This window comes from Rhodococcus sp. OAS809 (assembly GCF_040546695.1).
Lineage (GTDB): Bacteria > Actinomycetota > Actinomycetes > Mycobacteriales > Mycobacteriaceae > Rhodococcus_F > Rhodococcus_F qingshengii.
The window spans coordinates 2380297-2403362 of sequence record NZ_JBEPOI010000002.1 but is presented as its reverse complement, the minus strand read 5'-3'; the positions used below and the strand labels follow the sequence as shown (position 1 = coordinate 2403362).

General features: G+C 62.4%; 20 protein-coding genes. 7 read left to right on the top strand and 13 right to left on the bottom strand.

Translation table 11 applies throughout. The annotated features are described in order from the left end of the window. The first annotated feature begins 80 nt into the window (after positions 1–80). Positions 81–506, top strand: coding sequence for an NUDIX hydrolase (locus ABIE52_RS14170; RefSeq protein WP_007730102.1), 426 nt, complete (start codon positions 81–83; stop codon positions 504–506). Here ABIE52_RS14170 and ABIE52_RS14165 read toward each other — a convergent pair. The 3 genes from ABIE52_RS14165 to ABIE52_RS14155 all read right to left on the bottom strand — a co-directional run bounded on the left by ABIE52_RS14165 (position 463) and on the right by ABIE52_RS14155 (position 3979). Continuing rightward, entirely contained in the window at positions 463–1842 is a 1380-nt protein-coding gene (locus tag ABIE52_RS14165) for a hypothetical protein (protein WP_223304380.1), read from the bottom strand. The genes ABIE52_RS14170 and ABIE52_RS14165 overlap by 44 nt on opposite strands. Positions 1843–1909: 67 nt before the next feature. Next, positions 1910–3334 carry a hypothetical protein gene (locus ABIE52_RS14160; RefSeq protein ID WP_058038510.1) on the bottom strand — a complete coding sequence of 475 codons (1425 nt, stop codon included), beginning with the start codon at positions 3332–3334 and terminating at the stop codon, positions 1910–1912. Between the two features lie 9 nt (positions 3335–3343). After that, positions 3344–3979 (bottom strand): TetR/AcrR family transcriptional regulator, encoded by a 636-nt coding sequence (locus tag ABIE52_RS14155; protein WP_042926208.1) that lies wholly within the window; start codon positions 3977–3979, stop codon positions 3344–3346. Between the two features lie 128 nt (positions 3980–4107). On the opposite strand from ABIE52_RS14155, the gene ABIE52_RS14150 reads away from it, so the two are divergent. From ABIE52_RS14150 to ABIE52_RS14140, 3 genes are read left to right on the top strand one after another with little or no spacing between them, the layout of a single operon-like run. After that, positions 4108–5376, top strand: coding sequence for a cytochrome P450 (locus ABIE52_RS14150; protein WP_003945041.1), 1269 nt, complete (start codon positions 4108–4110; stop codon positions 5374–5376). A gap of 46 nt (positions 5377–5422) precedes the next feature. Then, positions 5423–6175 carry an isocitrate lyase/PEP mutase family protein gene (locus ABIE52_RS14145; protein WP_003945055.1) on the top strand — a complete coding sequence of 251 codons (753 nt, stop codon included), beginning with the start codon at positions 5423–5425 and terminating at the stop codon, positions 6173–6175. 2 nt (positions 6176–6177) lie between these two features. After that, positions 6178–7197 (top strand): DUF2804 domain-containing protein, encoded by a 1020-nt coding sequence (locus ABIE52_RS14140; protein ID WP_003945035.1) that lies wholly within the window; start codon positions 6178–6180, stop codon positions 7195–7197. Between the two features lie 88 nt (positions 7198–7285). Here ABIE52_RS14140 and ABIE52_RS14135 read toward each other — a convergent pair whose 3' ends face one another. Continuing rightward, positions 7286–8524 (bottom strand): DUF222 domain-containing protein, encoded by a 1239-nt coding sequence (locus ABIE52_RS14135; RefSeq protein ID WP_165639219.1) that lies wholly within the window; start codon positions 8522–8524, stop codon positions 7286–7288. A gap of 198 nt (positions 8525–8722) precedes the next feature. On the opposite strand from ABIE52_RS14135, the gene ABIE52_RS14130 reads away from it, so the two are divergent. Continuing rightward, entirely contained in the window at positions 8723–8875 is a 153-nt protein-coding gene (locus ABIE52_RS14130; RefSeq protein ID WP_047268844.1) for a hypothetical protein, read from the top strand. Between the two features lie 90 nt (positions 8876–8965). On the opposite strand, the gene ABIE52_RS14125 is transcribed toward ABIE52_RS14130, so the two are convergent. The 7 genes from ABIE52_RS14125 to ABIE52_RS14095 form a co-directional block, all read right to left on the bottom strand. Beyond that, on the bottom strand, positions 8966–10588 hold the full coding sequence (locus tag ABIE52_RS14125) for an amidohydrolase (protein WP_042450439.1): 1623 nt from the start codon (positions 10586–10588) through the stop codon (positions 8966–8968). A 9-nt stretch (positions 10589–10597) separates the two neighbouring features. After that, on the bottom strand, positions 10598–12775 hold the full coding sequence (locus ABIE52_RS14120) for an AAA family ATPase (RefSeq protein ID WP_003941536.1): 2178 nt from the start codon (positions 12773–12775) through the stop codon (positions 10598–10600). 21 nt (positions 12776–12796) lie between these two features. Then, a complete protein-coding gene (locus ABIE52_RS14115; protein WP_029254795.1) occupies positions 12797–13627 on the bottom strand; it encodes a CDP-alcohol phosphatidyltransferase family protein in 831 nt (276 codons plus the stop codon). A gap of 59 nt (positions 13628–13686) precedes the next feature. Continuing rightward, positions 13687–14400, bottom strand: coding sequence for a phosphatidylserine decarboxylase (locus ABIE52_RS14110; protein WP_007733711.1), 714 nt, complete (start codon positions 14398–14400; stop codon positions 13687–13689). A gap of 72 nt (positions 14401–14472) precedes the next feature. Beyond that, positions 14473–15492 carry a DNA polymerase III subunit beta family protein gene (locus ABIE52_RS14105; RefSeq protein ID WP_042450437.1) on the bottom strand — a complete coding sequence of 340 codons (1020 nt, stop codon included), beginning with the start codon at positions 15490–15492 and terminating at the stop codon, positions 14473–14475. Further along, on the bottom strand, positions 15482–15934 hold the full coding sequence (locus tag ABIE52_RS14100) for a hypothetical protein (RefSeq protein WP_007733713.1): 453 nt from the start codon (positions 15932–15934) through the stop codon (positions 15482–15484). The genes ABIE52_RS14105 and ABIE52_RS14100 overlap by 11 nt, the downstream gene beginning before the upstream one ends. 34 nt (positions 15935–15968) lie before the next feature. Next, a complete protein-coding gene (locus tag ABIE52_RS14095) occupies positions 15969–16439 on the bottom strand; it encodes an SRPBCC family protein (RefSeq protein WP_003941500.1) in 471 nt (156 codons plus the stop codon). 189 nt (positions 16440–16628) lie between these two features. On the opposite strand from ABIE52_RS14095, the gene ABIE52_RS14090 reads away from it, so the two are divergent. After that, the gene (locus ABIE52_RS14090; protein WP_021333985.1) at positions 16629–18020 is read left to right on the top strand and encodes an amino acid permease; all 1392 of its coding nucleotides are present in this window, start codon (positions 16629–16631) and stop codon (positions 18018–18020) included. Here ABIE52_RS14090 and ABIE52_RS14085 read toward each other — a convergent pair. Continuing rightward, positions 17992–19245: an NAD(P)/FAD-dependent oxidoreductase gene (locus ABIE52_RS14085; protein WP_042926583.1), complete on the bottom strand. Its 1254-nt coding sequence runs from the start codon at positions 19243–19245 to the stop codon at positions 17992–17994. The genes ABIE52_RS14090 and ABIE52_RS14085 overlap by 29 nt on opposite strands. 989 nt (positions 19246–20234) lie before the next feature. On the opposite strand from ABIE52_RS14085, the gene ABIE52_RS14080 reads away from it, so the two are divergent. Beyond that, positions 20235–20738 (top strand): hypothetical protein, encoded by a 504-nt coding sequence (locus ABIE52_RS14080; protein WP_042450431.1) that lies wholly within the window; start codon positions 20235–20237, stop codon positions 20736–20738. Positions 20739–20950: 212 nt separating this feature from the next. Here ABIE52_RS14080 and ABIE52_RS14075 read toward each other — a convergent pair whose 3' ends face one another. Further along, positions 20951–22411, bottom strand: a complete 1461-nt coding sequence (locus ABIE52_RS14075; protein ID WP_007733717.1) for a wax ester/triacylglycerol synthase domain-containing protein — start codon at positions 22409–22411, stop codon at positions 20951–20953. Between the last annotated feature and the right edge of the window lie 655 nt (positions 22412–23066).

The following is a 23066-nucleotide window of genomic DNA, read 5'->3' as shown; positions in this document are numbered from 1 at the left end:
TACCGGGCGTGGCAGTTTCGATGTGCAGCGAGTCGATTCGGACATCATCGGCACTCGCTGATACACGTAGGTTGGACGACGTGAATTCGTCGACACCCACCACGATCATCCGTACCGCTGCCCTTGCACACATTCGTGACCGCAAGCTGATCCAGACCCGCTCCGTGGGCAAGACCGCGTTCTACATGGCCGGCGGAAAGATCGACCCGGGTGAGACGCCCGAGCAGGCGTTGCACCGCGAAATTCGGGAGGAACTCGACGTCGATCTGGTCGACGGGACGGTCACGTTCCTCGACGTCTTCGAGGCTCACGCTTTCGGACATTCCGCGGACACGGGCCTGCACATGAGTTGTTATCTGGCGGAGATGGCCGGAGACCCGCACCCGACCAGCGAGATCGCCGAGTTCCGCTACTTCACGCTCGCCGAGTACGCAGCGATGGACGAGGTGGCGCCCGGATCGCTCAAAGTGTTCCATCGCCTGGCGTCGATGGATCTGATCGACTGATCGGCGGAGGAACGGATCGATTGATCCGCCCCAATCGGAGACTCACGTAGGCGCAGACGGCCACGATGATCAGCGCCACGGCGTCGAGTATCAGAATGTCGGTCGAGATTTCGAACGGGCCGACCGTCGTGATGCCGTTGAAGGGCTTGTTCTCGTCGAGCGGCGTGTACGCCGTCCATCCGTAGTCGAACTGCGGATAGACGAGCAGGGCCAGCGCCGTCGGGCCGAAGATGACACCGAGTCCGACGAGTGCTCGCGACGCTCCGGTCCGCGGTGGCTCTCGGTACATCGCGCTGGCGATCGCGTATGTGACGACCGCAGCGGTGAAGGCGACAAGAAGATCGCTGATCGTGAGAACGTCACCGATCTTCGGCGACGGCGACGTGGCGTAGCTGACGATCCCGGCGACCGTGACCGTCAGGAGCAATCCGTAGCCGACGACTCGCGAGGGAGCGATCGCGCCGATCGCTGCCGCGGCGACGATGACGAGTCCGATCACGACGGCGGTGGAGGCGGGGGTTTTCGACCATTCCATGGCTTCGGTTGCGGGACGGTTCGCCGAGACCGCCGCCAGAGTTGCGACGGCAGCGGTACACATCAGCAGGATTCGACTGCCGTCGCCCAGCACCCGCGCGCAGATCACCGTGATCACCAGCGCGACGAGTAGTAGAGGCACCGCCGCCGTGACGGTGGTGATCTCGAACCACCAATTCGCAGCGACCCCGAAGAGAGTGAGCACCGCCGCGATAGTCACCGGTCGAACGGCCATCCGTTCCTTGGGGTGGTCCTTGTCGAAGTCGTGGAACCAGAACGCGGCGACGCAGGCGGCGGCCAAAGCGAGCGCGAGCAGTGTTGCCCCCAACACTGGTGGTTGAAACTGGTTGGTGTTGTCGGCGATGTAGTCCGCGTACCGCCGAGGAATAGCGTCTTCGTCGAGGAGTGAATCCGAGACATGCACGGCAACAATCGTTCCCGCGACGGAAGCGGCTCGGACCCGGGGAGCGGCAGCAACCGTGACCGCGCCGACAGCGACTCCCGCACCCACGGGTGAGAGTGCCTCGAAGTTGTGATCGTAGAGCCCGGGCAGTTCGAGTAGGAGTCCACCGAAGACCGTCATGGCCGCGGTCCGCAACCGGCAGCGGGCCATCATCGCGGCTGTCCCGACCGCGACGACAGCCAGAACGCCGGCGCCGATCGTCGAGATCGACCAGAACCTGTCGCCCGTCGAAATCGACGTCGACTGGCTGTTCACGAACGGTGCCAAGGCGACGACGGTGACGACGAATGCCGTCACACCACTCAGCGCGACGAGCAGCGTCCTGCGGGCGATGGGCACTGCTCCAAAATAGTCAATCCGGTACCAGTTGCACCGCAATAGCAGGTCTCAGTCCGGTGACGGTGTGTCAGTCGACTGGCTCCGGTTCGATCCGAGATTCCGTGGTGTCGACGGGTGGATGGGACCGTCGGAGGATCGCTGCACCGCAGAAGCCGATGATCAAGGCGAAGAGGATTGCAGTGCCGACGGTCTGAGGGGTGACGTAGTCGACGGTGATTCCGACGCCGCGTCCGAATAATCCTCCGTCGCCGTGGGGAGAGACCGCATCGATATCGAGCTGGCCTTGGATGTATATCGACGTCATCATCGGTGGGAAAGCGAGCTGATCGGTGAGAACAGCGATCGACGAGAAGGTCATTGCGGCAAAGGGAATGGCGAGTCCGAGTGTGGCGTCGACCAGGCTGCCGGGAGCCAGGGCACCGAACAGCAATCCGGCGGCGAGACCCAGCGAGGCGATCTTCAGTGCGATTGACCAGACACCGTGCGCGGAGTCGAAGGGCAGTAGTTCTGACAGCGGTACCGCAACGAGAACGGCGATGGGAACGAGGTTTGGCACCTGCTTGTGCAGTCGCAATCCGACGGCGACCGGCAGGGCTGCGAAAAGCACCAGTACCCAGGGGGACTTCAGGTCTCCCCAGTGGCCGGAACCCTTCGCGATGTCGACGAACAGCGGAGCCGACGCAGCGGCCAGAGCGGTTGCGGCCCAGAGGAACTTGCCACCAGCACCGGAGGTGTCGCCGAGACGGTAAGCGGCGATCCATGTCAACGCGAGTGCAGCGCCCGCTGCCAAGACCATGACGATCCAGGCAGTTGCCTCGGACGCGTACTGCTGGCGATCGATCACGGCGCCGAGCACTCGATGCCCGATCGCCAGCGCGGCGATCACCACGAGCGCGATGCGGATTTCGCCCGCGTCGGGCTTGCGGATCCGGAAGCCGGATTGCGCGGTCACTGCACAGGCGATTGCTGCTGCGGCCGTGGCGCCGATCAGCCACCACGACGGCTCACCTACCGAAGACGTACTCATCCGGCCCGTCCCGCCGGCGAACGTGCGAACCGCGAGGAAGGCGGCAAGCACGCCGAGGAGGGTGGCGTTCTTCGTGGCGGTGCGATCCCAACTGACGGCAACCACACAACCCAGAATCGCACCGGCTGCAACACTTTTGACGATGATCACGGCGATCAGCAGGTCCAGTGACGCAACCTCGGGCACGACTGCCCGAATGATCGCGATGACGGCGACCCCGACGGTGATCGCGATCCAGGCTGCCCGACGGGAGCCGCGACGCTGTGAGAGTGCGCAGGCAAGCACGGCAACCACGGCGCCGAGCCCGACAGCGGTGGGTCCACTGCTGATCCAGCGATCTACTTCCGACGGAGAGGCCACGATGGCCCAGTCACGGAGAACCGGATTGGTCAGGGCCAGCGCAGCGAGTATCCCGGACAGGAGCGCAGCGACGGTGGTGAGGATCGCTCGAAGATCGAGTGGCATCGGGCCAACCTATCGCGGCGCCGCGACATCGGTCGTGGGCGGCGTGAGTGCCGGAAACCAGATGTCGGTGAGAACGTCTGCTGCGACGTCCGCACCCGCGGTGATCGCGCCCTGTTCCGCCCAGCGAATGAAGAAGCGCTCGACCTGTGTCAGCAGGAGTTCGACCCGGAGTTTCGCCTCGTCGTGTCGGCTCTGCGGCCAACGGGCGAGGTACGACGGCATCGCGTTGGGCAGTGCAGAGATGCCTTCGCGGGCCAGTGTGCGGAACTCGGGTTCGAGGACCATGGCCTCGTCCCACGCCCGCATCATGTGGTGGTGATCGCGGCACCAGTCGAGAGCGCGGTTGATCCAGCCGGCGAATTCTTCGCGCGAACCGGAATCGAGTACGTGGTCGAGATCCTGGAATATGGCGAGGGTGCTGGATACGACGGTGTTCGAGCCGAGCGCCTTGAGGATGTCGATCTTTCCGGGAAAGTGCAGGTAGAAGGTGGCTCGGCTGCAACCGACCCGGCCGGCGATGTCCTCGACGGTGACAGCCGCGTATCCGCGTTCGGTGAAGAGCGCGCCGGCGGCATCCACGAGGTCTGCGCGGGTTCGCTGCTTCTGCTTCTCTCGCAGCGTCAGTCTGCCGGAGGTATCTGTCATTACCAGGATCCTAGTGCCGCGGGGGCTCTCACGGGTCAGTTGCACGAGACTCGCCGTCTTTCACTTGACAGTCCGTTAGTGAAAGCTACTCTGTGGTGTAGCGCACATTCGACCGATCAGAGGACGCCATGACCATCTCGGACACAACACGCACGCCTGACCTGCCGGCCGGATTCGACGTCACCGATCCTGCTGTCCTCGGGGAGCGGATCCCTTTCGAGGAATTCGCCGAACTGCGTCGCAACGCACCCGTGTGGTGGTGTGAGCAGCCGCCGACGGTCGGTGGATTCCAGGACGAGGGCTACTGGGTGGTCTCGCGTCACGCTGACGTCAAAGAGGTCAGCCAGCGCAGCGATGTGTTCTCGAGCTGGGAGAACACCGCGATCGCGCGTTTCGCCGACGACATGCCACGTGAGGCCGTCGAGATGCTCCGGCATCTTCTGCTCAACAAGGATGCACCGGAGCACACCAAGCTCCGCAAGCTGATTTCGAAGCTGTTCACGCCTCGCGCGATCAACGGCATGCGCGACGAATTGGATCGTCGTGCACGGAGCATCGTCGACACCGCTGTGAGCGAAGGCCCGGGCGACTTCGTGAAGCAGGTTGCCAGCGAGCTGCCGCTCCAGGCGATCGCGGATCTGATCGGTGTACCGCAGGACGATCGAGACAAGCTGTTCAAGTGGTCCAACGAGATGATGGGCTACGACGACCCGGAATACCAGGGTGATCCGGCAGTCGCGTCCACCGAGGTCCTCGGATACGCGTACCAAATGGCAGACGCACGTCGTACCTGCCCGGCAGACGACATCGTCACCACTCTGGTCCAGGCCGACATCGACGGCGACTCCTTGAGCCCGGAGGAGTTCGGGTTCTTCGTGCTCATCCTGGCGGTCGCAGGGAACGAGACCACTCGCAACGCCATCACGCACGGAATGATCGCGTTCCTGGACAACCCCGAGCAGTGGGAGCTGTACAAGAAGGAACGTCCCAAGACGACGGCCGACGAGATCGTCCGTTGGGCGACACCCGTCACCGCCTTCCAGCGCACCGCGCTCGAGGACACGGAATTGGCAGGAGTGTCGATCAAGAAGGGGCAGCGCGTGGTGATGCTGTACAGCTCCGCGAACTTCGACGAGGACGTCTTCGAGAACCCGATGACGTTCGACATCACTCGTAACCCCAATCCGCACTTGGGCTTCGGCGGAACGGGCGCGCACTTCTGCATCGGTGCCAACCTCGCTCGTATGGAGATCGACTTGATGTTCAACGCGATCGCCGACAACGTCCCGGACATCACCAAGATCGGTGATCCGCGCCGTCTGCGCTCGGGTTGGATCAACGGCATCAAGGAGTTCCAGGTCGATTACAAGAGCACAGGCTGCCCGGTCGCTCACTAGAGTCGGTAGGTGAGAGGTACACCCCACGATCTCGAGGAGCCACCGCATGACTTCGATCAACGACAAGGCAACTGCTCTATTGGCGTTGCACCAGCCAGGTAATCCGGTCATTCTCCCGACGGTATGGGACGCGTGGTCGGCGAATCTTGCGGTGGCTGCCGGTTTTGCAGCCCTGACGGTAGGCAGTCATCCGGTTTCCGATTCCATCGGCAAGCCGGACAACGAGGGCATCACCTTCGACGAACTTCTGCACCGGATCAAGCAGATCACCGGTGCGGTCGACGCCCCGATCTCGGTGGACATCGAGGGTGGTTACGGGCTCGAGCCGGCAGTTCTCATCGACGGGTTGATCGATGCCGGCGCTGTCGGACTCAACATCGAGGACACCGTTCACAGTGAAGGCGGACGCTTGCGCGAGGCGCAGGAGCACGCCGACTTCGTGGGTGGGCTTCGTCAGGCCGCCGACGCAGCCGGAGTTCACGTTGTCGTCAACGCGCGCACCGACCTGTTCGTGAAGCAGGTCGGTGACGAGGCCGATCGCGTCGATCGCGCCATCGCACGCCTCAAGCTGGCGGCCGACGCCGGCGCCGACGTTCTCTACCCCGTCGGGCGGCATGACGACGCGACCCAGCGCCGCCTGACGTCCGAACTTCCACTTCCGATCAACGCGATCGGAATCCCGGACCAGGACGATCCGGCAAGTTTCGGGCCGCTCGGAGTGGCACGTGTGAGCTTCGGTCCGTTCTTCCAGATGGCATTGGCCAACCGTGCGAACGAGATCTTGGGACGCTGGAAGTAAGAATGCAGACACTGATGTCGCCCGGCCCGCTTCTCGACGATGGCGGACATTTGGTCGAGACGGGTTGGGCCCCATCGGAGATTCGCAAGTATCGACGCTCTGCGATCACCGCTCCCAAGTTCCGGATCAAGGAGTGGGACTACTACTGCGTTCTCACTGCGGATTACGGCATCGCGCTGACCGTCGCCGACAACGGGTACATGGGCTTGCTCGGAGTCTCCTGGCTCGATTTCCGAACACCACACGAGATCACCGAAAACGTGATGCTGCCGTTCCCGATGGGAAGGCTCGGTCTGCCCGAAAGCGCGGACGACGGTGATGTGGTGGTGTCGAAAGGTAAAGCTCGCTTCGAGTTTCGCCATGTGGACGGTGGGCGCCACCTGATTGTCGACTACCCGGCTTTCGACGGTGGGCGAGGTCTTCATGCCGATTTGTTCCTGGCGAGTCCTGCCGATGACCGGATGGTGATCGCCACACCGTTTCCGAAGGCGTCCCGTTCGTTTTACTACAACCAGAAGATCAACTGCCTGCCCGCTGCCGGGACCGTGCGAATCGGGAGCGACGACTTCACATTTCGCTCGGAGGACTCGTTCGGCGTTCTCGATTGGGGCAGGGGAGTCTGGACTTACGACAACACCTGGTACTGGGGTTCTGCATCCGGACTGGTGAACGGCGAGCGGTTCGGATTCAACATCGGGTACGGCTTCGGCGATACTACGGCGGCCAGCGAGAACATCGTGTTTGTCGGAGGGCGGGCACACAAACTGGACAGGATCGACTTCGGCATCCCGCAGGGAACGTACGACGGCGCTCCGTGGAACTTCTCGAGCAACGATGGTCGCTTCGAGATGACTTTCGAGCCGATCATCGACCGTGCCGCGACTTTCGACGTCGGGGTGCTGCGTTCGATTCAGCATCAGGTGTTCGGAAAGTTCTCCGGCACAGTAATCCTCGACGACGGTACCTCCGTGGTGGTTCGAGATCTCCTCGGATTTGCCGAGGAGGTTCGGAACCGCTGGTAGGCCGTACGTCTCCGCGAAGATGGCGGAACGCAGCATGAGCACCGGGGCATGATCGTGCCCCGGTGCTCGCGTCTCGAGTTGTTTCACTTCAGGCTGCTGTCGGTGGGCTGTTCCCGCCGATCGGCTGCTGATACGGATCGATCGACATCGGTGGATAGAACACTGTTTTCCGATCCGGCCCGATCTCCACCCGCCATTCGGTGTGGTGCATCGTCCGGTGGTGATGACCGCACAACAAGATCAGGTTGTCGAGATCCGTTGGGCCACCATCGTTCCAGTGAACAATATGATGGGCATCGCACCACCCCGACGGTGTCCCGCACCCCGGAAACGCACACCCACCATCCCGAACCGCAAGAGCCCGGCGCTGCGGAACCGTCGCCGTTCTCGCTTCCTTACCGCAGTCGAGCGGAACACCATTCGCATCCAACAAGATCCGCGTCACGGTGCAGTCGCACGCCAACATCCGCGCGGTATCGATACTGATCGGGCCCACCCAATCCGCCCACGCAAACCCGAGTTCCTCCGTGGACGGCAGGAGGTCTTTCAACGCCTTGAGGTCGGTCATGTCTTTCGCCGACGCAGTCACCGTGATGTGCGGTTTCACCCCGCCCTCGATCGGACCCAACCCCGCCCGCTCGTACCGCCGCAGTAGTTCGCAGAACCCGTCCGCCCGCCGCAGCGCCGGCGTGCGGGTGTCCTTGACGCCGTCTTTCTCCGGCGTCGGCGCCGACAAACTCGACAGCAACGTGATCAACCGGGCCCCGTTGATCGCATCCAGATCACCCTTCACAGTGACCCGCCCGTACAAGCCTTTCGAGGCGTAGAACTCGTTACGTTCGGAATCCTCGCCGACCGGGACGCCGTCCTCGCGTTTGCCGTACTGCTTCTCGATCCGCCGAATCGCCGCCCGCACCGCATCACAATCCGCAATGTTCTTCGACGCCAAACCCAACAGAATCCCGCGAGCCTTGTCCACATCCGCCGGCGTCATGTTCTTCGGCGGATGCTGACAAAACGATGCCACCTGACGGGCTTTCAACGCATCCACGTCACCGCGGTGAAACGCATCGCCCACCACGGGTTCGAGCATCAGCAACCGCGCCAACCCGACCAGCAGACTGCACTCACCGATCTCCAGATTCGTCGAACCATGCAACCACTGAGCGATCGCCCGAAAACCCTTCCCGCCGAGAACCTCCCGGGAAAACATCTCCACGATCAGCAACACCATCCGCGACTGCAACTCGTGTCGGGCGCGCACCAGATCCAGAACCTCACCCTTGAGGTCCTCGCTATCCAGTTGCCATGCTTCCCGACTGTCCATGCTAAAAGTCTAATCGAACAAAGTTTCGAACACAAGACTTGTATCTCGAAAACTGTTCCTATGCAATAATTTTCGACAATTCCGATTTTTGGGACTTTTCGGATCTTCATTCGATTTGCGGCAGGCAATCTCGACTGCCTCATTGCATGGACTCTGCTGACGCCGAGCACTCGGCATACATTCCGGCTTCATGTTGACGTGGACGAGGGCACTTGGACGCGTGGCCGCGCATGGGCTCTGTCGATTGCATTGGTTGCCTTGCCGTACTACCGCGACACGAACGAGCAGATCACGGCCTGGGCGAAACATGCGATCGCTCAGGTCGTTGACGACATCCGCACTGAACCCTGAGACCACCTGCGCCGTCTCCGGTTTCGCAACAATCCTTGGAACTCGAGCAGAGAAGGTTATCGGCCTTTGTCCACGGCGTTCGGCGACCGATCAGCCGATCGCGCTCAGGTCTCCGTACACCGTCCGACCCTCCAGGATGGTGGCGAGCACCGTGATGTCGGCCAGCCTGGTCGGCTCGACGTCGAGGGGATTTGCCGACAGCACAACAAGATCCGCGTAGGCACCGGGAAAGATGGACCCGATGTGATCTTCGCTGAACAGCTGCCACGCGGCGTTGACCGTGTGGGCGCGCACTGCGGCATCCACGGGGATCCGTTCCTGGGGTGCCACGACGCGGCCGCTGGGCGAAAGTCTGGTGACGGCGTCCTGCATATTCCGTAGCGGATTGGCGGGGGTGACGGGACCGTCGTTGTGGAAGGTGAACCGTTGCCCGGCCGCGAGTGCAGATCCTGCTGCGGCCCAGACGGATCCGTATTCGGGGCCGAACAGGTCATCCACCAGAACGTCACCCCAGTAGTGCAGGTGGTCGATGAAGATGCTGACCGTGACGCCCAGTTCCGCCGCGCGGACGAACTGATCCGGACGCATCGCGCCGACGTGTTCGAGACGCAACCGGTGATCGGGCCGGGGGTGCTCCTTCAGAAGTTGCTCCCACGCATCGAGAACCATGGTGATCGCGTCGTCACCGTGGGCGTGGCACGCCATCTGCCACCCTTTGGCGAAGTAGGCGGAACTGATGTCGTGGATCTGTTCGCCGGTGTAGTTGGCGTGCCCGTGCGTGCAGGCGATCCCGAGCGCGCGGGTGGCTTCGGTATCGAGATACGGGAAGCTGGTGGCGATGTTACCGACCCACGGTGAACCGTCGGACCAGACCTTGATGCCGATCTGGCGCACCAGGTCGTTTCCGTCGCCCGGTGACGCCTCGGTAGTGCGCGCGTCGTTGGACATCTCGTAGAGCCGCAGGCGGGTGGTGAGCAGTCCGGCGTCGGCTATTGCGGCCAGGGCGGGCCGCATCTTGGGGTCGAACGACAATTCGGCGATGGTGGTGATTCCGGCGGCGTTCAGTCGGGCGCATTCGGCCGCCACCAGTGCGGGGAAGTCGTCACCGATAGTGACTGCGTGGCCCGCGACTGCGAACACCGCAGGCATTTCGTACGCGGCTCCGTCGAGGGCGCCCGTCGCGTCGTGGCCGTACGATCCGCCGATCGGATCGGGGGTATCGCGGGTGATGCCGGCCTGCACTGCTGCCGCCGTGTTGAAATACGCGACGTGTCCCGAGTTGTGCATGATCACGAGGGGGTACTCCGGCGCGACGGAGTCCAGCCAGTCGATGGTCGGGTCGGGTAGGCCCTTCTGCAGCAACGGGTCCCAACCGTTCAGAGAAGCGCCGGCAGCACCTCGCGAACGAACAGTGTCGACGACGGCAGCAACTACGGCGTCCGCCTCGGCGATCGTGACAGGCCGGATGTCGACGACGTCAGGCCCGAGCACGATGGCTTCTTCCAAAGGGTGACCGTGTGGCTCGATGAACCCCGGCAGAACAGTGGCACCTCCGACGTCGACGACGCGGGTATCCGGCCCCACCAGTTCCTCGACGTCCGTGCGCGCGCCGACGGCTGTGATCCGGCCGCCCGTCACGGCGAGCGCCTGGGCGCGTGGTGCTTCCTCGTGCATGGTCACGATGTCGCCGTACAGAACCAGATCAGCAGCCATGGTCAGTCCTTATCGGTTGTCCGCGTACGCCTGTAGGTGTGCCACCTGCTCGGGATCGAGTGAGGGACGTACCTTCTCACGGGCGGTTGCCACGTCCGCGGCCGTCACGTCGGCCGCGTCCATGCTCCGACGCATGGCGGCGAGTGCAGCCTCACGCAGGAGAGCCGAGCAGTCTGCTGCCGAGTATCCCTCGAGATCGACGGCCAGAATGTCCAAATCGACATCTTCGGCGAGCGGTACCGACTTGCCGGAAGCACGCAGAATCGCTTTGCGGGCCTCCGCATCCGGCGGCGGTACGAATACGAGACGTTCGAGTCTGCCGGGGCGCAAGAGAGCCGGGTCGATCAGATCCGGTCGATTGGTGGCGCCCAACACCACGACGTCGCGTAGCGGTTCGACGCCGTCGAGTTCGGTCAGCAACGCGGCTACGACGCGATCCGACACCCCGGAGTCGGAACTTTGACCACGACGCGGGGCAAGGGCGTCGATTTCGTCGAGGAAGATCAACGAGGGCGCCGAATCGCGTGCGCGCTGGAACAACTCGCGTACGGCCTTTTCGGAGGCGCCGACCCACTTGTCCATCAGCTCCGCACCTTTGACGGCGTGGACGCTGAGGTGACCTGAGCTGGCAAGGGCACGAACGAGATACGTCTTACCGCAGCCGGGAGGGCCGTAGAGGAGCACGCCGCGGGGTGGGTCGACACCGAGGCGTGCGAAGGAGTCGGGGTGCTGTAGCGGCCACAGCACCGCTTCGGTGAGGGCCTGTTTGGTTTCGACCATGTCGCCGACGTCGTCGAGGGTGACGCTGCCGATCGACAGTTCTTCGGTACTCGAACGAGACAGTGGCCGAATCACTTCGAGGGCACCGACAAGATCTTCCTGCGTGATCTCCGGAGAATCACCGGATTTGGACGCCCGCGTCGCCGCTCGCAAGGCAGCTTCACGGCAGAGCGCCGCGAGGTCGGCGACCACGAATCCCGGTGCGCGCGAGGCGATGGCGTCGAGTTCGAGGGTTCCGGTGGGCACGCGGCGGAGCAGGAGTTCGAGCAACGCCTTGCGGGTTGCGCCGTCGGGCAGGGTAAGTGCGAGTTCTCGATCGCAGAGATCCTGTCCGCGAAGGCGCGCGTCGACGGTCTCCGGATGGGCGGAGGTCGCGACGAATGCCACGCCCGGGGTTGCGACGGCGCTGCGCAGTTGTTCGAGGATCAGTGCGGATACCGGTTCCGCGGTGGCCGGAAGCAGAGCGTCGATGTCACTGATCAGCAGTACGCCACCGCCGCGCACGGCAGCAACGGCGTCGACGATTCGCTGCAGGCGGGTATTCGCCTCGGTGGCACCGACTCCCGGGCCGTCGAGTTCGACAAGTTTGCGCGAGGACAGGACCGAGCGGGCCAACGTGGCTTTGCCCACGCCGGCGGGGCCCGTGATGAGGACGCCGAGGTGCGGGGAGGCGCCGAGCGTACGGAGCAGTTCTGGTTCGTCGAGTGCCAGGCCGAGCCACTCGGTCAGCTTGGCTGCCTGCGCTTGCGCGCCGACGAGGTGATCCAGCGGAACCGACGGTGCAGGCTCGATCGCGACGGCGGCCGGACTGGAAACAAGCGCACTCGGTGTCAGTGTGCCCGCCGAGCCGGAACCCCAGTTGACTGCCGAATTCGGCTGGACGCTGACCGGACCACCGGCAGGTTCGACGGCCGTGACGGTGAGCAGTTCGGATGTCCACGCGACGCCGAAGGTACGGGAAAGCGCTTGGGTGGCTTCGGAAGTGCTCGTACCCGGACCGAGATCGCGGGGGAGGAGCGAGACCGTGTCGCCGACGCTGACGACCTTGCCCAGAAGGGCTTGTCGCAGAACCGTCGAGCTGATCGAATTTGTCGCCATGGACGAGCCGGTGACGGAGACGGATCGCGCTCCGTACACCGTCACCGGACCGACCACGACGGATGAGTTCTCGGTCAGGCCGACGTTCGACATGGTGACGTCGTCGAGAAGGATCGTGCCTGCCGGGGTTCCGGTGGGCGCACGGCCCGCGACGGTCGCGGTGCCGCGGGCTCCCATGAGTGCGATGGCATCCCATTCGCGGATGCCCAACGCCGCCAACGCTTCGGGGTGCAAGCGCACTACCCCGCGGCGTAGGTCGGCGGCAGAGGTGTTGAGTCGAACGGTGAGGGCGAGTTCCGGCGAAGTCACCTCTCGAGAGTACGTCGTGGACTAGCGGGGTCGCCGCAATCCGAGACGAGCGGCCGAGCGGCGGCCACCGACGTTGGGTTGGCGTCGGATCGCGCGGCGTTCGGAAGGCTTGATGTCCCAGGTTTCGGGACGTGCTGCCACCCACCGCTTCGAGTGCACGGCAAACGGGATGTGCACCAGGTAGATCGCGATGAGAACGATCAGCAGGATGTACGGGTAGGTGATGAGTGCGGCTGCAGCCAACGTCACCAGGACGAGCAGGCCGGCCGCCATGTGCGGCGGCACGGATACCGACTTCATCGCCAGCGTCGGGATGCGGCTGACGATCAGTGCAGCCGAGAAGAGCGTCCACACGATGACGACGAAGTGCGAAGACCACCAGCCGTCACCCCACTGAGCCGTCGCGGCCAGGGGAGTGAGGGCGATGAGTGCGCCGGCCGGAGCCGGAACGCCGACGAAGTACTCACGTGCATACGCGGGGACGTCGTCGTCGTCGAGCAGGGTGTTGAAACGTGCGAGTCGCAACACGATGCTGACCGCGTAGATCAACGCGATGATCCAGCCGATGCTGGTGCCGTCCAGCAAGGTCACGTACAGGACCAGGGCCGGGGCGACGCCGAAGGAGATGGAGTCGGCCAGTGAGTCGAGTTCGGCGCCGATCTTGCTGGTGGCGTCGAGCAGTCGCGCGATGCGGCCGTCGAGTGAATCGAGGACGGCAGCTGCGCCGATCATCGCGAGCGAGGTACCGGGTTGTCCGTCGAGAGCGAATTTGACGGCGGACAGCCCGGCGCACAGCGCCAGGATGGTGATGACGGACGGCAGCAACCGCACCGCCTGGGTGCGTTTGGGCATCTTCGCGCCGGGTTGGGCTGCTCCCGGCTTCTTCACGGCTGACTTCATCTTCGGCGTCTTCACGGCAGTTGCGCGATAACTGTTTCAGCACCGATCGTGCGTTGTCCCGGCTCGACCAGGAGTGTGGTTCCGGCGGGGAAATAGGTGTCGACGCGTGAGCCGAAACGGATCAGTCCGTACGTGTCGCCGATCGGCAGGACGTCACCGACACCGGCGTAGCAGACGATGCGGCGTGCGAGCAGTCCCGCGATCTGGACAACCGCAACCTCGTGACCATCGGCGGTTTCGATCAGCATGCTGTTGCGCTCGTTGACCTCGCTGGCGTCGGCGAGATCTGCGGAGAGGAACTTGCCTGCCTGGTGAACGACCTCTTTGACCGTTCCACCGACAGGGCTGCGCTGGACATGCACGTCGAGAACCGACAGGAAGATGCTGACGCGCGGGCGCGGCTCGCTTCCGAGATTGAGCTCGGCGGGCGGAACGGCGTTGTCGACCAGCGCCACCTCGCCGTCGGCGGGTGCGACGACGACGCCGATGCGGTTGGGCGGCACCCGGTGCGGGTGACGGAAGAACGTGGCGCATGCGGCGGCGGTGGTCAGACCGGCTCGGCGCACCCACTTACGGTTGCGGCCCAGAGCCGCAACTCCCAGCGGGGCCAGCACGAACGGCAGGCCGGCGGGATGAAGTGGCGGAATCGCATGGCGAACCAGATCGACGATATGTCCGATCCCGGTGGGTTGCGGGGTTCCGGGGGGTGTGGGTCGGCGTGCCACAGGCTCCTCTAACTACTCGGTAGGTCTTCTGCTGGTCGCACTGACAGTACGGGGTGGTAGAGCATCCATAGATTACGTGAACGCCTTCTCTCCTACAGGCTGTAGTGGCATCAAGTACGAGTAGTACCCGACACAGTCGCCGGTGCGTATCGCCAGCGGGAGCGTCGCACCGCTTACTCGGATCACCAGTTGCCGCCCCGGTTGGGCTGCGGCGGCGTCGCGCAGTCGCTGCCGGTCGACCAGTACTCGGAACTTCTCACGGGGATCCGTTCCGCCCGGATCCACCCGGGCACCACCGTCTTCGCCGACGCTGACGACGGCACTGTCCTCGGTGCCGTTGAGCAGGGCGGCAAGGTGGTCGCCGCTCAGTTCGACGGCGTTGTGGTGCTCGCGCAGGATTCGGTGATCGGGGAACTCTCCGTCCTCGATCAGGGGGCTGGACACCTCACCTCCCGGATACGACGCAGTCACCGTGCGCGCGGAGAAAGTCAGCGTCACGACGCCGGCGACGTCGCGCAACAATCGCGCGAAGGTGACGGGAACGACAGCGGACACCGTCAGAGCGGAGTGAACTGTCACCTCGGCGACCGCGAGCCGGAACTGATCAGTGGTGACAAACGCAGCGACGCCGTCGTGAATGTCGAGGTGGACGCCGCGAAGTATCGGGAACTCCGATTCCTCGTTCACGGCGAACAGCACGGCGTCGAGTGCGCGTCGTAGATCCCACGAGTCGATGTCCACGCCGCCGGAGATAGGTAGCGCGTCGATCAGGCGGTGGATTCGTCCCAGTTCGGCCCGGGCGTCGGCGAGACCGTCCTCGAGGTTGCGCAGATGGGCGTCGAGGCACGAATGGGGTTCCGGTCCGGTCAGGACGGCCATCATGTCGCGGATCGGAACACCGACGCGCCGCATACCGGCGATCACGCGTGCGTCGCGGAGTTGGTCGTCGGTGTACCAGCGGTAACCGGTGTGCGGATCGACGGAATGCGGGACGAGCACGCCTTCCTTGTCGTAGAACCGCAGCGCGCTGATCGGGAGCGCCGACGCCCTGGACATCTCGCCGATCGTCAAGAGGGCGGAACTAGTGGTCACGGATCAATTCTGCCCGCAGTCGCTCGATAGCGCCCCTGATCATCCGGCCGTAACCGTCGTCGGCGAGTGTGCCGACCGACGCCTCGGCCTTCGTCAGATGCTCGACGGCCTCGGCGTCGCGTCCGAGTTTGCGGTAGTCGGCAGCCAGGTTGAGGTGCAGCGATGGATAGAAACCGGCGACCTGCAGCGATGCGTGGTGTTCCTGGGCTCGCGCGTCGGTCAACGAATCTGCAGCGTCGAGGGCGCGCAGGTCCCAGCAGAGCTCTTGAGCCGGATCGTCTTGAACGTCGGCCATGTAGTGCGCGAGGGAGACGATGTGGAGCGCATCGGGGGCGGCGCTGATCTCTTCCCACACCTTCTCGAACGCAGAGCGAGCCCCGGCTCGATCGCCGGAGCTCGCCAATTCTTGTGCCTGCGCTATCTGTGTCATCACGGGATCCATGGAACGGATCCTGATGCCTCGACCAGGTCGAGGGTCAAGCAGAGGTGCGTGCAGCCGCCTCGGCCTCGCTCTTCACACGCTTCAAGGTGGCATTCATGCCTTCAACGAGCTCGACCTCGAAGTCGGCGTTTCCGCCCAGGACGGTCTTGACGAGGAACTGCGAGACCTTCGACGTTCCGGTGGGAGCCTCGCGACGCTCGGTCACTTTGGTGCCGGTAGCGGTCGGCTCGAGTTCGTAGGACCAGATCGTGCGGTTCTCCGCGATGCGGAACGCCACCGACTTGTTGGGCTCGAAGCGAACGACCTTCGACGACGTCGGCCAGACCAGCAGGCCCTTGCGGTTGACGTTGATCGTCTTGGCGCCCTCACGCACGGTCCCGCCGATTACCTTCATCACCTTGCACTGGGGGCTCCATTCGCCCATGCGCTGCAGGTCGGCGACGATTGCCCACACGTCCTGCGGTGATGCGTCGATGTCGATGCTTGCTTCGAGGGTGTTGGACACAGTCTCTCCAGTCGAGTTGATGCTACGTAAAGTTACAAACACTTTTGTCGATCGTAAGCGATCCGTCAATGGACCATGTGTGTCAGGTCACTGTACGGCCGTCCAACAGGGTCGTGCGGGAACACGCGCGGTGGTAGCGGACAATGGTTCGCGCACGTATGACGATCCATCCGACTGGAGTACCGAGAAGTGAACAGCGACGCCGCGACGCAGGATGGCCTCAAGCGAGGGCTGACAGCGCGCCATATCCGCTTCATCGCCCTCGGATCAGCCATCGGAACCGGACTGTTCTACGGCAGCGCCGAGGCCATCAAACGAGCCGGCCCGTCGGTGCTCCTGGCCTACCTGATCGGCGGTATCGCGGTCTACCTGGTGTTGCGAGCGCTCGGCGAGATGGCGGTCCGTAACCCGGTTTCCGGTTCGTTCAGCGAGTACGCGAACAAGCACCTCGGACCACTCGCCGGTTTCATGACCGGGTGGACGTACACGTTCGAGATGGTGATCGTGTGCCTCGCCGACGTCACCGCCTTCGGCCTGTACATGCAGTTCTGGTTCCCGGACGTACCGAGATGGATCTGGGTTCTGGCTGTCGTCTTCTTCATCGGCGCGATAAACCTGTTGAGCGTCAAGGTGTTCGGCGAACTGGAATTCTGGTTCACGCTCGTGAAGATCACCGCCATCATCGCGATGATCGCCGGCGGCATCGCGATCATCGTGTTCGGATTCGGCGTTCACGACACCGATGCCGGAATCAGCCACCTCTGGTCGGACGGCGGGTTCTTCGCGACGGGCTTCGGCGGATTCGTCGCGTGTTTCGCGATCGTCATGTTCGCGTTCGGTGGCACCGAGATCATCGGTATCACCGCGGGCGAAGCCGAGGATCCGGCGCAGACCATCAGGAAAGCCGTCAACACGGTCCCGGTGCGCATCATTCTCTTCTACATCTGCACCCTCGCCGTCATCATGGCGATCATTCCGTGGCAGACCATCAACTCCGACAACAGCCCGTTCGTCCAGATCTTCGAGAACCTCGGATTGGGAACGGCCGCATCGATCCTCAACATCGTCGTCATCACCGCAGCCCTGTCAGCCATCAACAGCGACGTTTTCGGTGCGGGTCGCATGATGTTCGGAATGTCGCATGCCGGCCAGGCCCCGCAGGTGATGAAGAGAGTCTCCGCCAACGGTGTTCCGTGGATGACCGTTGTCATCATGACCGTTGCCCTGTTGGTGGGAGTAGTGCTCAACTACCTGATCCCGGACCAGGTGTTCCTCGTCATCGCCTCGCTGGCGACCTTCGCCACCATTTTCGTCTGGATCATGATCCTGCTCTCGCAGTTCCGTTCCCGCGCTCAGATGAGTGCAGACGAAACAGCGGCACTGAAGTTTCCAGTGCCGCTGTGGCCGTACGGTCAGATCTTCGCGATCGTGTTCCTGGCTTTTGTCATCGTGTTGCTCGGCGTCATCGCCGATACCCGAGTTGCGCTGCTCGTCGGCGCCGGATGGCTGGTTCTGCTGACGGGCGCGTACTACAAGTGGGTGAAACCGGCTGTCAGCGCAGCGGATCGAAGTGACTCATGACGGTCGGCGTCTGAGCACCGGTCATCGAGTCGGCCACCATCTTTCCCGTCAACGGACCCAGGGCGATTCCCCACATCCCGTGGCCACCGGCGACGTGCACGCGCGGCGAGCGCGTGGCTCCGATCAACGGCAAGCCGTCGGTAGTGCACGGTCGTGATCCCACCCATTCCTCTTCCCGCGCAGTCCAGTCGATGCCGCTGAGCATCGGCTTGGCCGCATCGATGATCGCCTGCACGCGGCGCGGATCCAGCGGCGCGTCAGGGCTGCGGAATTCCATCATTCCGGCCACTCGGAAGCGATCGTGCAACGGAGTGCATGCGACGCGCTGGGTGGGGAAATACACAGGGTTCTTGGGGAGGTGCTCGGGCTTGACGCTGAAGCTGTATCCGCGTCCGGCCTGCACCAGTTTGCGCACACCGAACGGTGCTGCGAGCTTGTTCAAGCGGGCACCGCTCGAGATGACTACGGAGTCACCGTCGCGTGAATCACCGTGTGCACTGCGAACAGTGACTCCGCCGACCCGATCGTCGATCTGCGTGACGTCGAAACCGCTGACGATTTCTCCACCGCGTTCACGAACCGCGTCCGCCAACGAGTTCACGAACAACGGGGGATCGATGAAACGCTGATTGCGCAGGCGCAAACCGGCTTTCACACCCTGGCCGAGTGAAGGCTCGAGCGAATGAATCGCGTCGTAGTCGAGGAGGTCGAAGTCGACCTCGCCGCCCGCGGCCTCGACGTGATGGAACTCGTCCACCAAAGTCTGTCGGTCCTTCTCGGATGCAAACGCGGCGAGGAAAGGATCGGCCAGGCGGGTCAGCTCTTTGACGCCACCGTCGGCGAGTTCGTCATACGCGCCCAAGGCTGTTCGGTTGACCTCGGTGTAGACCGACATCGCTTCCTGCCACTTCGACGGCGTGCAGTGGCGCGCGAACCCGACCAGGAACCGAATCAGCTTCAGATCGGTGGTCAGTGGCACGTACACCGGGGACGACGGGCTGAGCATCGCGCGCAAGCCGTATTGGAGCACTGCGGGTTCGGGCAGCGGAAGCGTCAATGCGGGGGCAAGCCAACCGGCGTTGCCCCAGCTCGCGTCGGCTGCGACGCCGTCGCGATCGACGACGGTGACCTCGACTCCACGTTCCTGCAAGAACCAGGCCGTCGACAATCCGACAACACCCGCACCGACCACGACCACACGATCGGGGCTTTGACGAGTTCCCATGACGCACTCCTTCTACAGACTCTGCTCGAACCGAGACGCCGGTCACATCCGGCTCTTCTCCCAAGCATGAATCGCGGGGGCGGCAAAAGGACTGGCCGTTCGGCCACAGCTTCGGGGAATGCGTTGTGCGAGTGCACAGCCCTCGCTTGGGAAGCGAATCACAGTGAGTCGGTTCGTAAATGCGCTGGAACTTTTGAATTAATACTAAAGTATTAACCATCTCTCGAATGAGCTGCGTTGTTAATACTTTAGTATTAATGTTTCGCTGAATGTTAGTTCCTTGGTATTAGTCGCGTGCAAATCCTGGATGTAAGTGGGGGCGCCATTTCAAGTTGTCGAGAGATTTCTTTCAAAAACTGTTACAAGTTCTAGTAATTGAGGTATGGTGACGGTCGTCACATAAACGGCAAATCGTGAATGGCCTTCAATCGTCGATCAGCTGTTCCAACTTACCGCTCGGTGTGAGCATCCAGTGGAATGGGTGCTACCAAACCAGCTGATTGGAGGTGGTTTCTCACGGTCGGACGTCATCTTTTTCGGAATCGAGACATGATTCCCGGGTGATGTCGTATCGCTAATCTCCGTTGTCAAGATTTCGGTCGTGCATCGGTAGTGAACAAATCCTATCGTGCTGCGCACGGCCTCAAAGACTTCCCCTTCGCCGCGAAAATTCCGGTGATGCGGAGGCTGTCAATGCAGTAGTTCAACTTTACTCGAACTGCGTTTGGCAGGAAGTGCTATCAACGCTAAAAACCGATCCCGAAAGGGAATGAGGAGTAGAAGATATGCATGTTTCAACGGCAAAACGTACGGTGGCCGCTCTAGCAGTAGCAACTGCTTCGGCGGGCATGGTATTCGCAGCAGTTGCACCGGCGTCGGCAACTGCAGGTACGACGGTGACGAGCTATAACCAGGCGTGCCGCGCTGTAAGTGTTGGGCAGACCGTGGATCAGGTAGTTCCAACCTCGGTCACGGCTAACCACGTCACTGTGAATGCCACGCCCGGGGTAAATTCATACACCCTTCAGCCCGGTTCAGCGACGACGCCCAGCAGTTCTGGCGTCTCGGGTGTCACATTCCTCGGCATTGATGACGTCAGGCTTGTCTACCGCTATGACCCAGCGACGTTCGTCGCAGGATCGGCCGCACTGGTGGCCGGTTCCGGTTCGGGCTACACAGGCACGGTCACTCTCACCGATACCGGATCGCAACTGATCGTGGACGGTGCGGATGTCGGCGTAGGCGTGACATACCAGCTTCCGAAGATTAGTTTCCAAACTCGGAACAGTGCGTTGGACGTGAAGTTCGACACTCAGGGCACCGCGGCCCAGATGTATAACTTCTCGGCGAATTACTTCCGTTTCACATCGAAGGCGTCAGTGCCTATCTTCGGGACAGTCAGTGCGCCGACCTCATGCATTCCCGCCAATGCGGTGGGTGCGACCGGTAGTTACCCGGCACTGAATTCGGGTGCGGGCGTTCTGCATCCATAGTCAATCCGGACCCCGGTGATTAGCAGCGCTGCCTGACACCCCACTCAGGCAGCGCTGTTTTGCGTAGTCTTGTGCGTGAGTGCCAGAAGTGTGTGCCGGGAGGCGCTTCCAGACCATGTGGATGCGAGTTACGTGCAGAATTACCCGCTCGACAAGAATCCCGACCTACCGCAGTGGTAGGCCGGGCTCGTAATGTCTTGGTGAATAAGGGATCAGGATGCGATGACGGTCGAGTTGCTCTCGAGCTCACGCGTCTTTGCGGCTTCCTTCAGTTCCTCGAAACTCGCGCGAAGCAACTCCAGGTAGTGGCCTAGATCTGGCATCGTTGCGGCGTCTGCAATCACGTTGAGCGTTAGGTTGCCGCCACTCGCAGCTACCATGAAGTGCCGCAGCCCGTCACCGTCGACCGGTGCTTGATTAGCGAGTACGGCAGTGCCAGATGCCCCGTTCAGGGTCAGTCCGTTGACCGAGAGCGGAATGTTACTCACCATCGTGTGCTGATACCGCGGCCCATCCGGCTTGTAGTCGTCATGGTGACGTGAATATGCCATCAACCGCGCTATCGGAGCGGGTAGGGTCTCCAACACTGTGCTCATCCGCCGGACCGCTGTGTGGGACGTACGGGCCTTCTCCGAGCGTGCAGACTCTGCGATGAGAGCGAGTCTCTTCAGCGGATCCGTGATCGTGGTGTGCATGTTCACGGACAGATTCACCAATTGGTTTGCGGACTCCCACTCCTCTTGCTTGCGCATGGACCGCGGAACCATCGCGAACAGAGAACCTCGAGGCGCTTCGCTCTTCTCGGTAAGGTATCGCGCCATCGCGCAACCGACCACAGCCAGAAGGACGTCGTTGACAGTCGCTCCGGGGACTGCGTTCTTCACATGCCGAACCTCGTTGCCTGCGAGGATGATCGGCTCCACCAATGCCGACCCGCTTACCTTGCAGTTGAAGCGGGTGCTAGTACTTTCGTAGATGCACTCGTCCCATTCTCCAGCACTCTTCGCCTCGACTACCGCACGGGCAGCAGCCCGATTGCCCGGAATGCTCTTGGCGAACTGGATAAGTTGGCCGGGGAAACTCAGCACTGATCGCGTGAAGAGACGTCCCCGTAGGAACCGTATTGCAGGTGCTGATTTCCTCGGCCGTTGCGCATCCGAAAATATGGCTTCACCCAGCATTCGGATCGCGATTCCGTCGGCCGCGCTGTGATGAGACTTGAGCACAACCGCCGTCAGCCTGCCGGGTAGAGCGTCAAGCCCCTCGATCCCCGTGAAAAAGTGCAGTTCCCAGGGTGGGCGGCTGAGATCCATTCTCGAGGTCAGCAGGGCGCTGAGCATTTCTTGAAATGGTGCCCAACCCGGCTCGGAAATCGCGTTGACCCGCACGTGGTCGCCCACATCCAGGTTGGGGTCTGGAACCCAGTACGGATGGCCGAGTCCCAGTGGCGTGTGCTGGATTCGGTGGGTGAACATGCGATTGTGTCCGAGCCTGGCGGTGACCCAATCGACGGCTTGCGCCTGCGTGAATTCTGCGGCTGGGTGCTGAGATGTTTCGAAGAAGTACACGCCGACCAGATGCTTCAGGTGGCCGGCGGACTCGTTGTAGACGAAGTCCGCGTCTCGCGGATTCACCTGTGTGACAGCCGCATCCAGCAGGTTGGGCAGTCTCATGTCGAACTCCTCACGTGGCGGGTGCCGGATCAAAGTGTCCGTGCCCCGGAACTCTCGTGGCCCGGAACTCTCGTGCCTGGAAAACTCTCGTGCTTGGAACGCGAAATGACCCCCGAGGCGAATTGGAGCCTCGGGGATCATCGAAGTTCAGAGTAGAGAAGTTGCACCAGAGAATTTACTTCTGCAGAATGGTACTTCCCAGGCCGGTCAACTCTATGGTCCCAGTAGCCCAGGCGATCAAACTGGTGATATATCTTTGCAGCATTGTAAATCACCTTTCCTTAGAGCGGCGTCGGCGTGTACGCGGACAGGGTGTTGAGATACTTCGCGAACGTACCTACTAGGTCGATTGAGCCAAATCCCACCAGATCCGACAGATAGCTCATTGAAAGATCGAACATTATTGTCTCCTCTCCCGACTACGGGGCAACGGTCGAGCCGAGGGCGGTCTGAATGCTTCCACCAATACCTGCAGAACCGCTAGCCATTAGGTTGATGGCTGCGGAGATAGACTTGAAGATGCCGTCGACTATTGCCTGCACATAAACGAACGGGGGTAGCAATGATTGCGAATCAATGCTCGTGACTGCGTCGATTATACTTGCTGTATCCACTATGCTAACGCTCCTTGCGGTAGATTTTTATCACGGTAGGA

Bases quoted from the DNA above. Each gene is read 5' to 3' on its own strand.
- ABIE52_RS14160 (WP_058038510.1), bottom strand. From the start codon at position 3,334: ATGCCACTCGATCTTCGAGCGATCCTCACCACCGTCGCTGCGCTCCTG.
- ABIE52_RS14155 (WP_042926208.1), bottom strand. From the start codon at position 3,979: ATGACAGATACCTCCGGCAGACTGACGCTGCGAGAGAAGCAGAAGCAG.
- ABIE52_RS14150 (WP_003945041.1), top strand. From the start codon at position 4,108: ATGACCATCTCGGACACAACACGCACGCCTGACCTGCCGGCCGGATTC.
- ABIE52_RS14145 (WP_003945055.1), top strand. From the start codon at position 5,423: ATGACTTCGATCAACGACAAGGCAACTGCTCTATTGGCGTTGCACCAG.
- ABIE52_RS14140 (WP_003945035.1), top strand. From the start codon at position 6,178: ATGCAGACACTGATGTCGCCCGGCCCGCTTCTCGACGATGGCGGACAT.
- ABIE52_RS14135 (WP_165639219.1), bottom strand. From the start codon at position 8,524: ATGGACAGTCGGGAAGCATGGCAACTGGATAGCGAGGACCTCAAGGGT.
- ABIE52_RS14125 (WP_042450439.1), bottom strand. From the start codon at position 10,588: ATGGCTGCTGATCTGGTTCTGTACGGCGACATCGTGACCATGCACGAG.
- ABIE52_RS14115 (WP_029254795.1), bottom strand. From the start codon at position 13,627: ATGCCCAAACGCACCCAGGCGGTGCGGTTGCTGCCGTCCGTCATCACC.
- ABIE52_RS14100 (WP_007733713.1), bottom strand. From the start codon at position 15,934: ATGGATCCCGTGATGACACAGATAGCGCAGGCACAAGAATTGGCGAGC.
- ABIE52_RS14085 (WP_042926583.1), bottom strand. From the start codon at position 19,245: ATGGGAACTCGTCAAAGCCCCGATCGTGTGGTCGTGGTCGGTGCGGGT.
- ABIE52_RS14075 (WP_007733717.1), bottom strand. From the start codon at position 22,411: ATGAGACTGCCCAACCTGCTGGATGCGGCTGTCACACAGGTGAATCCG.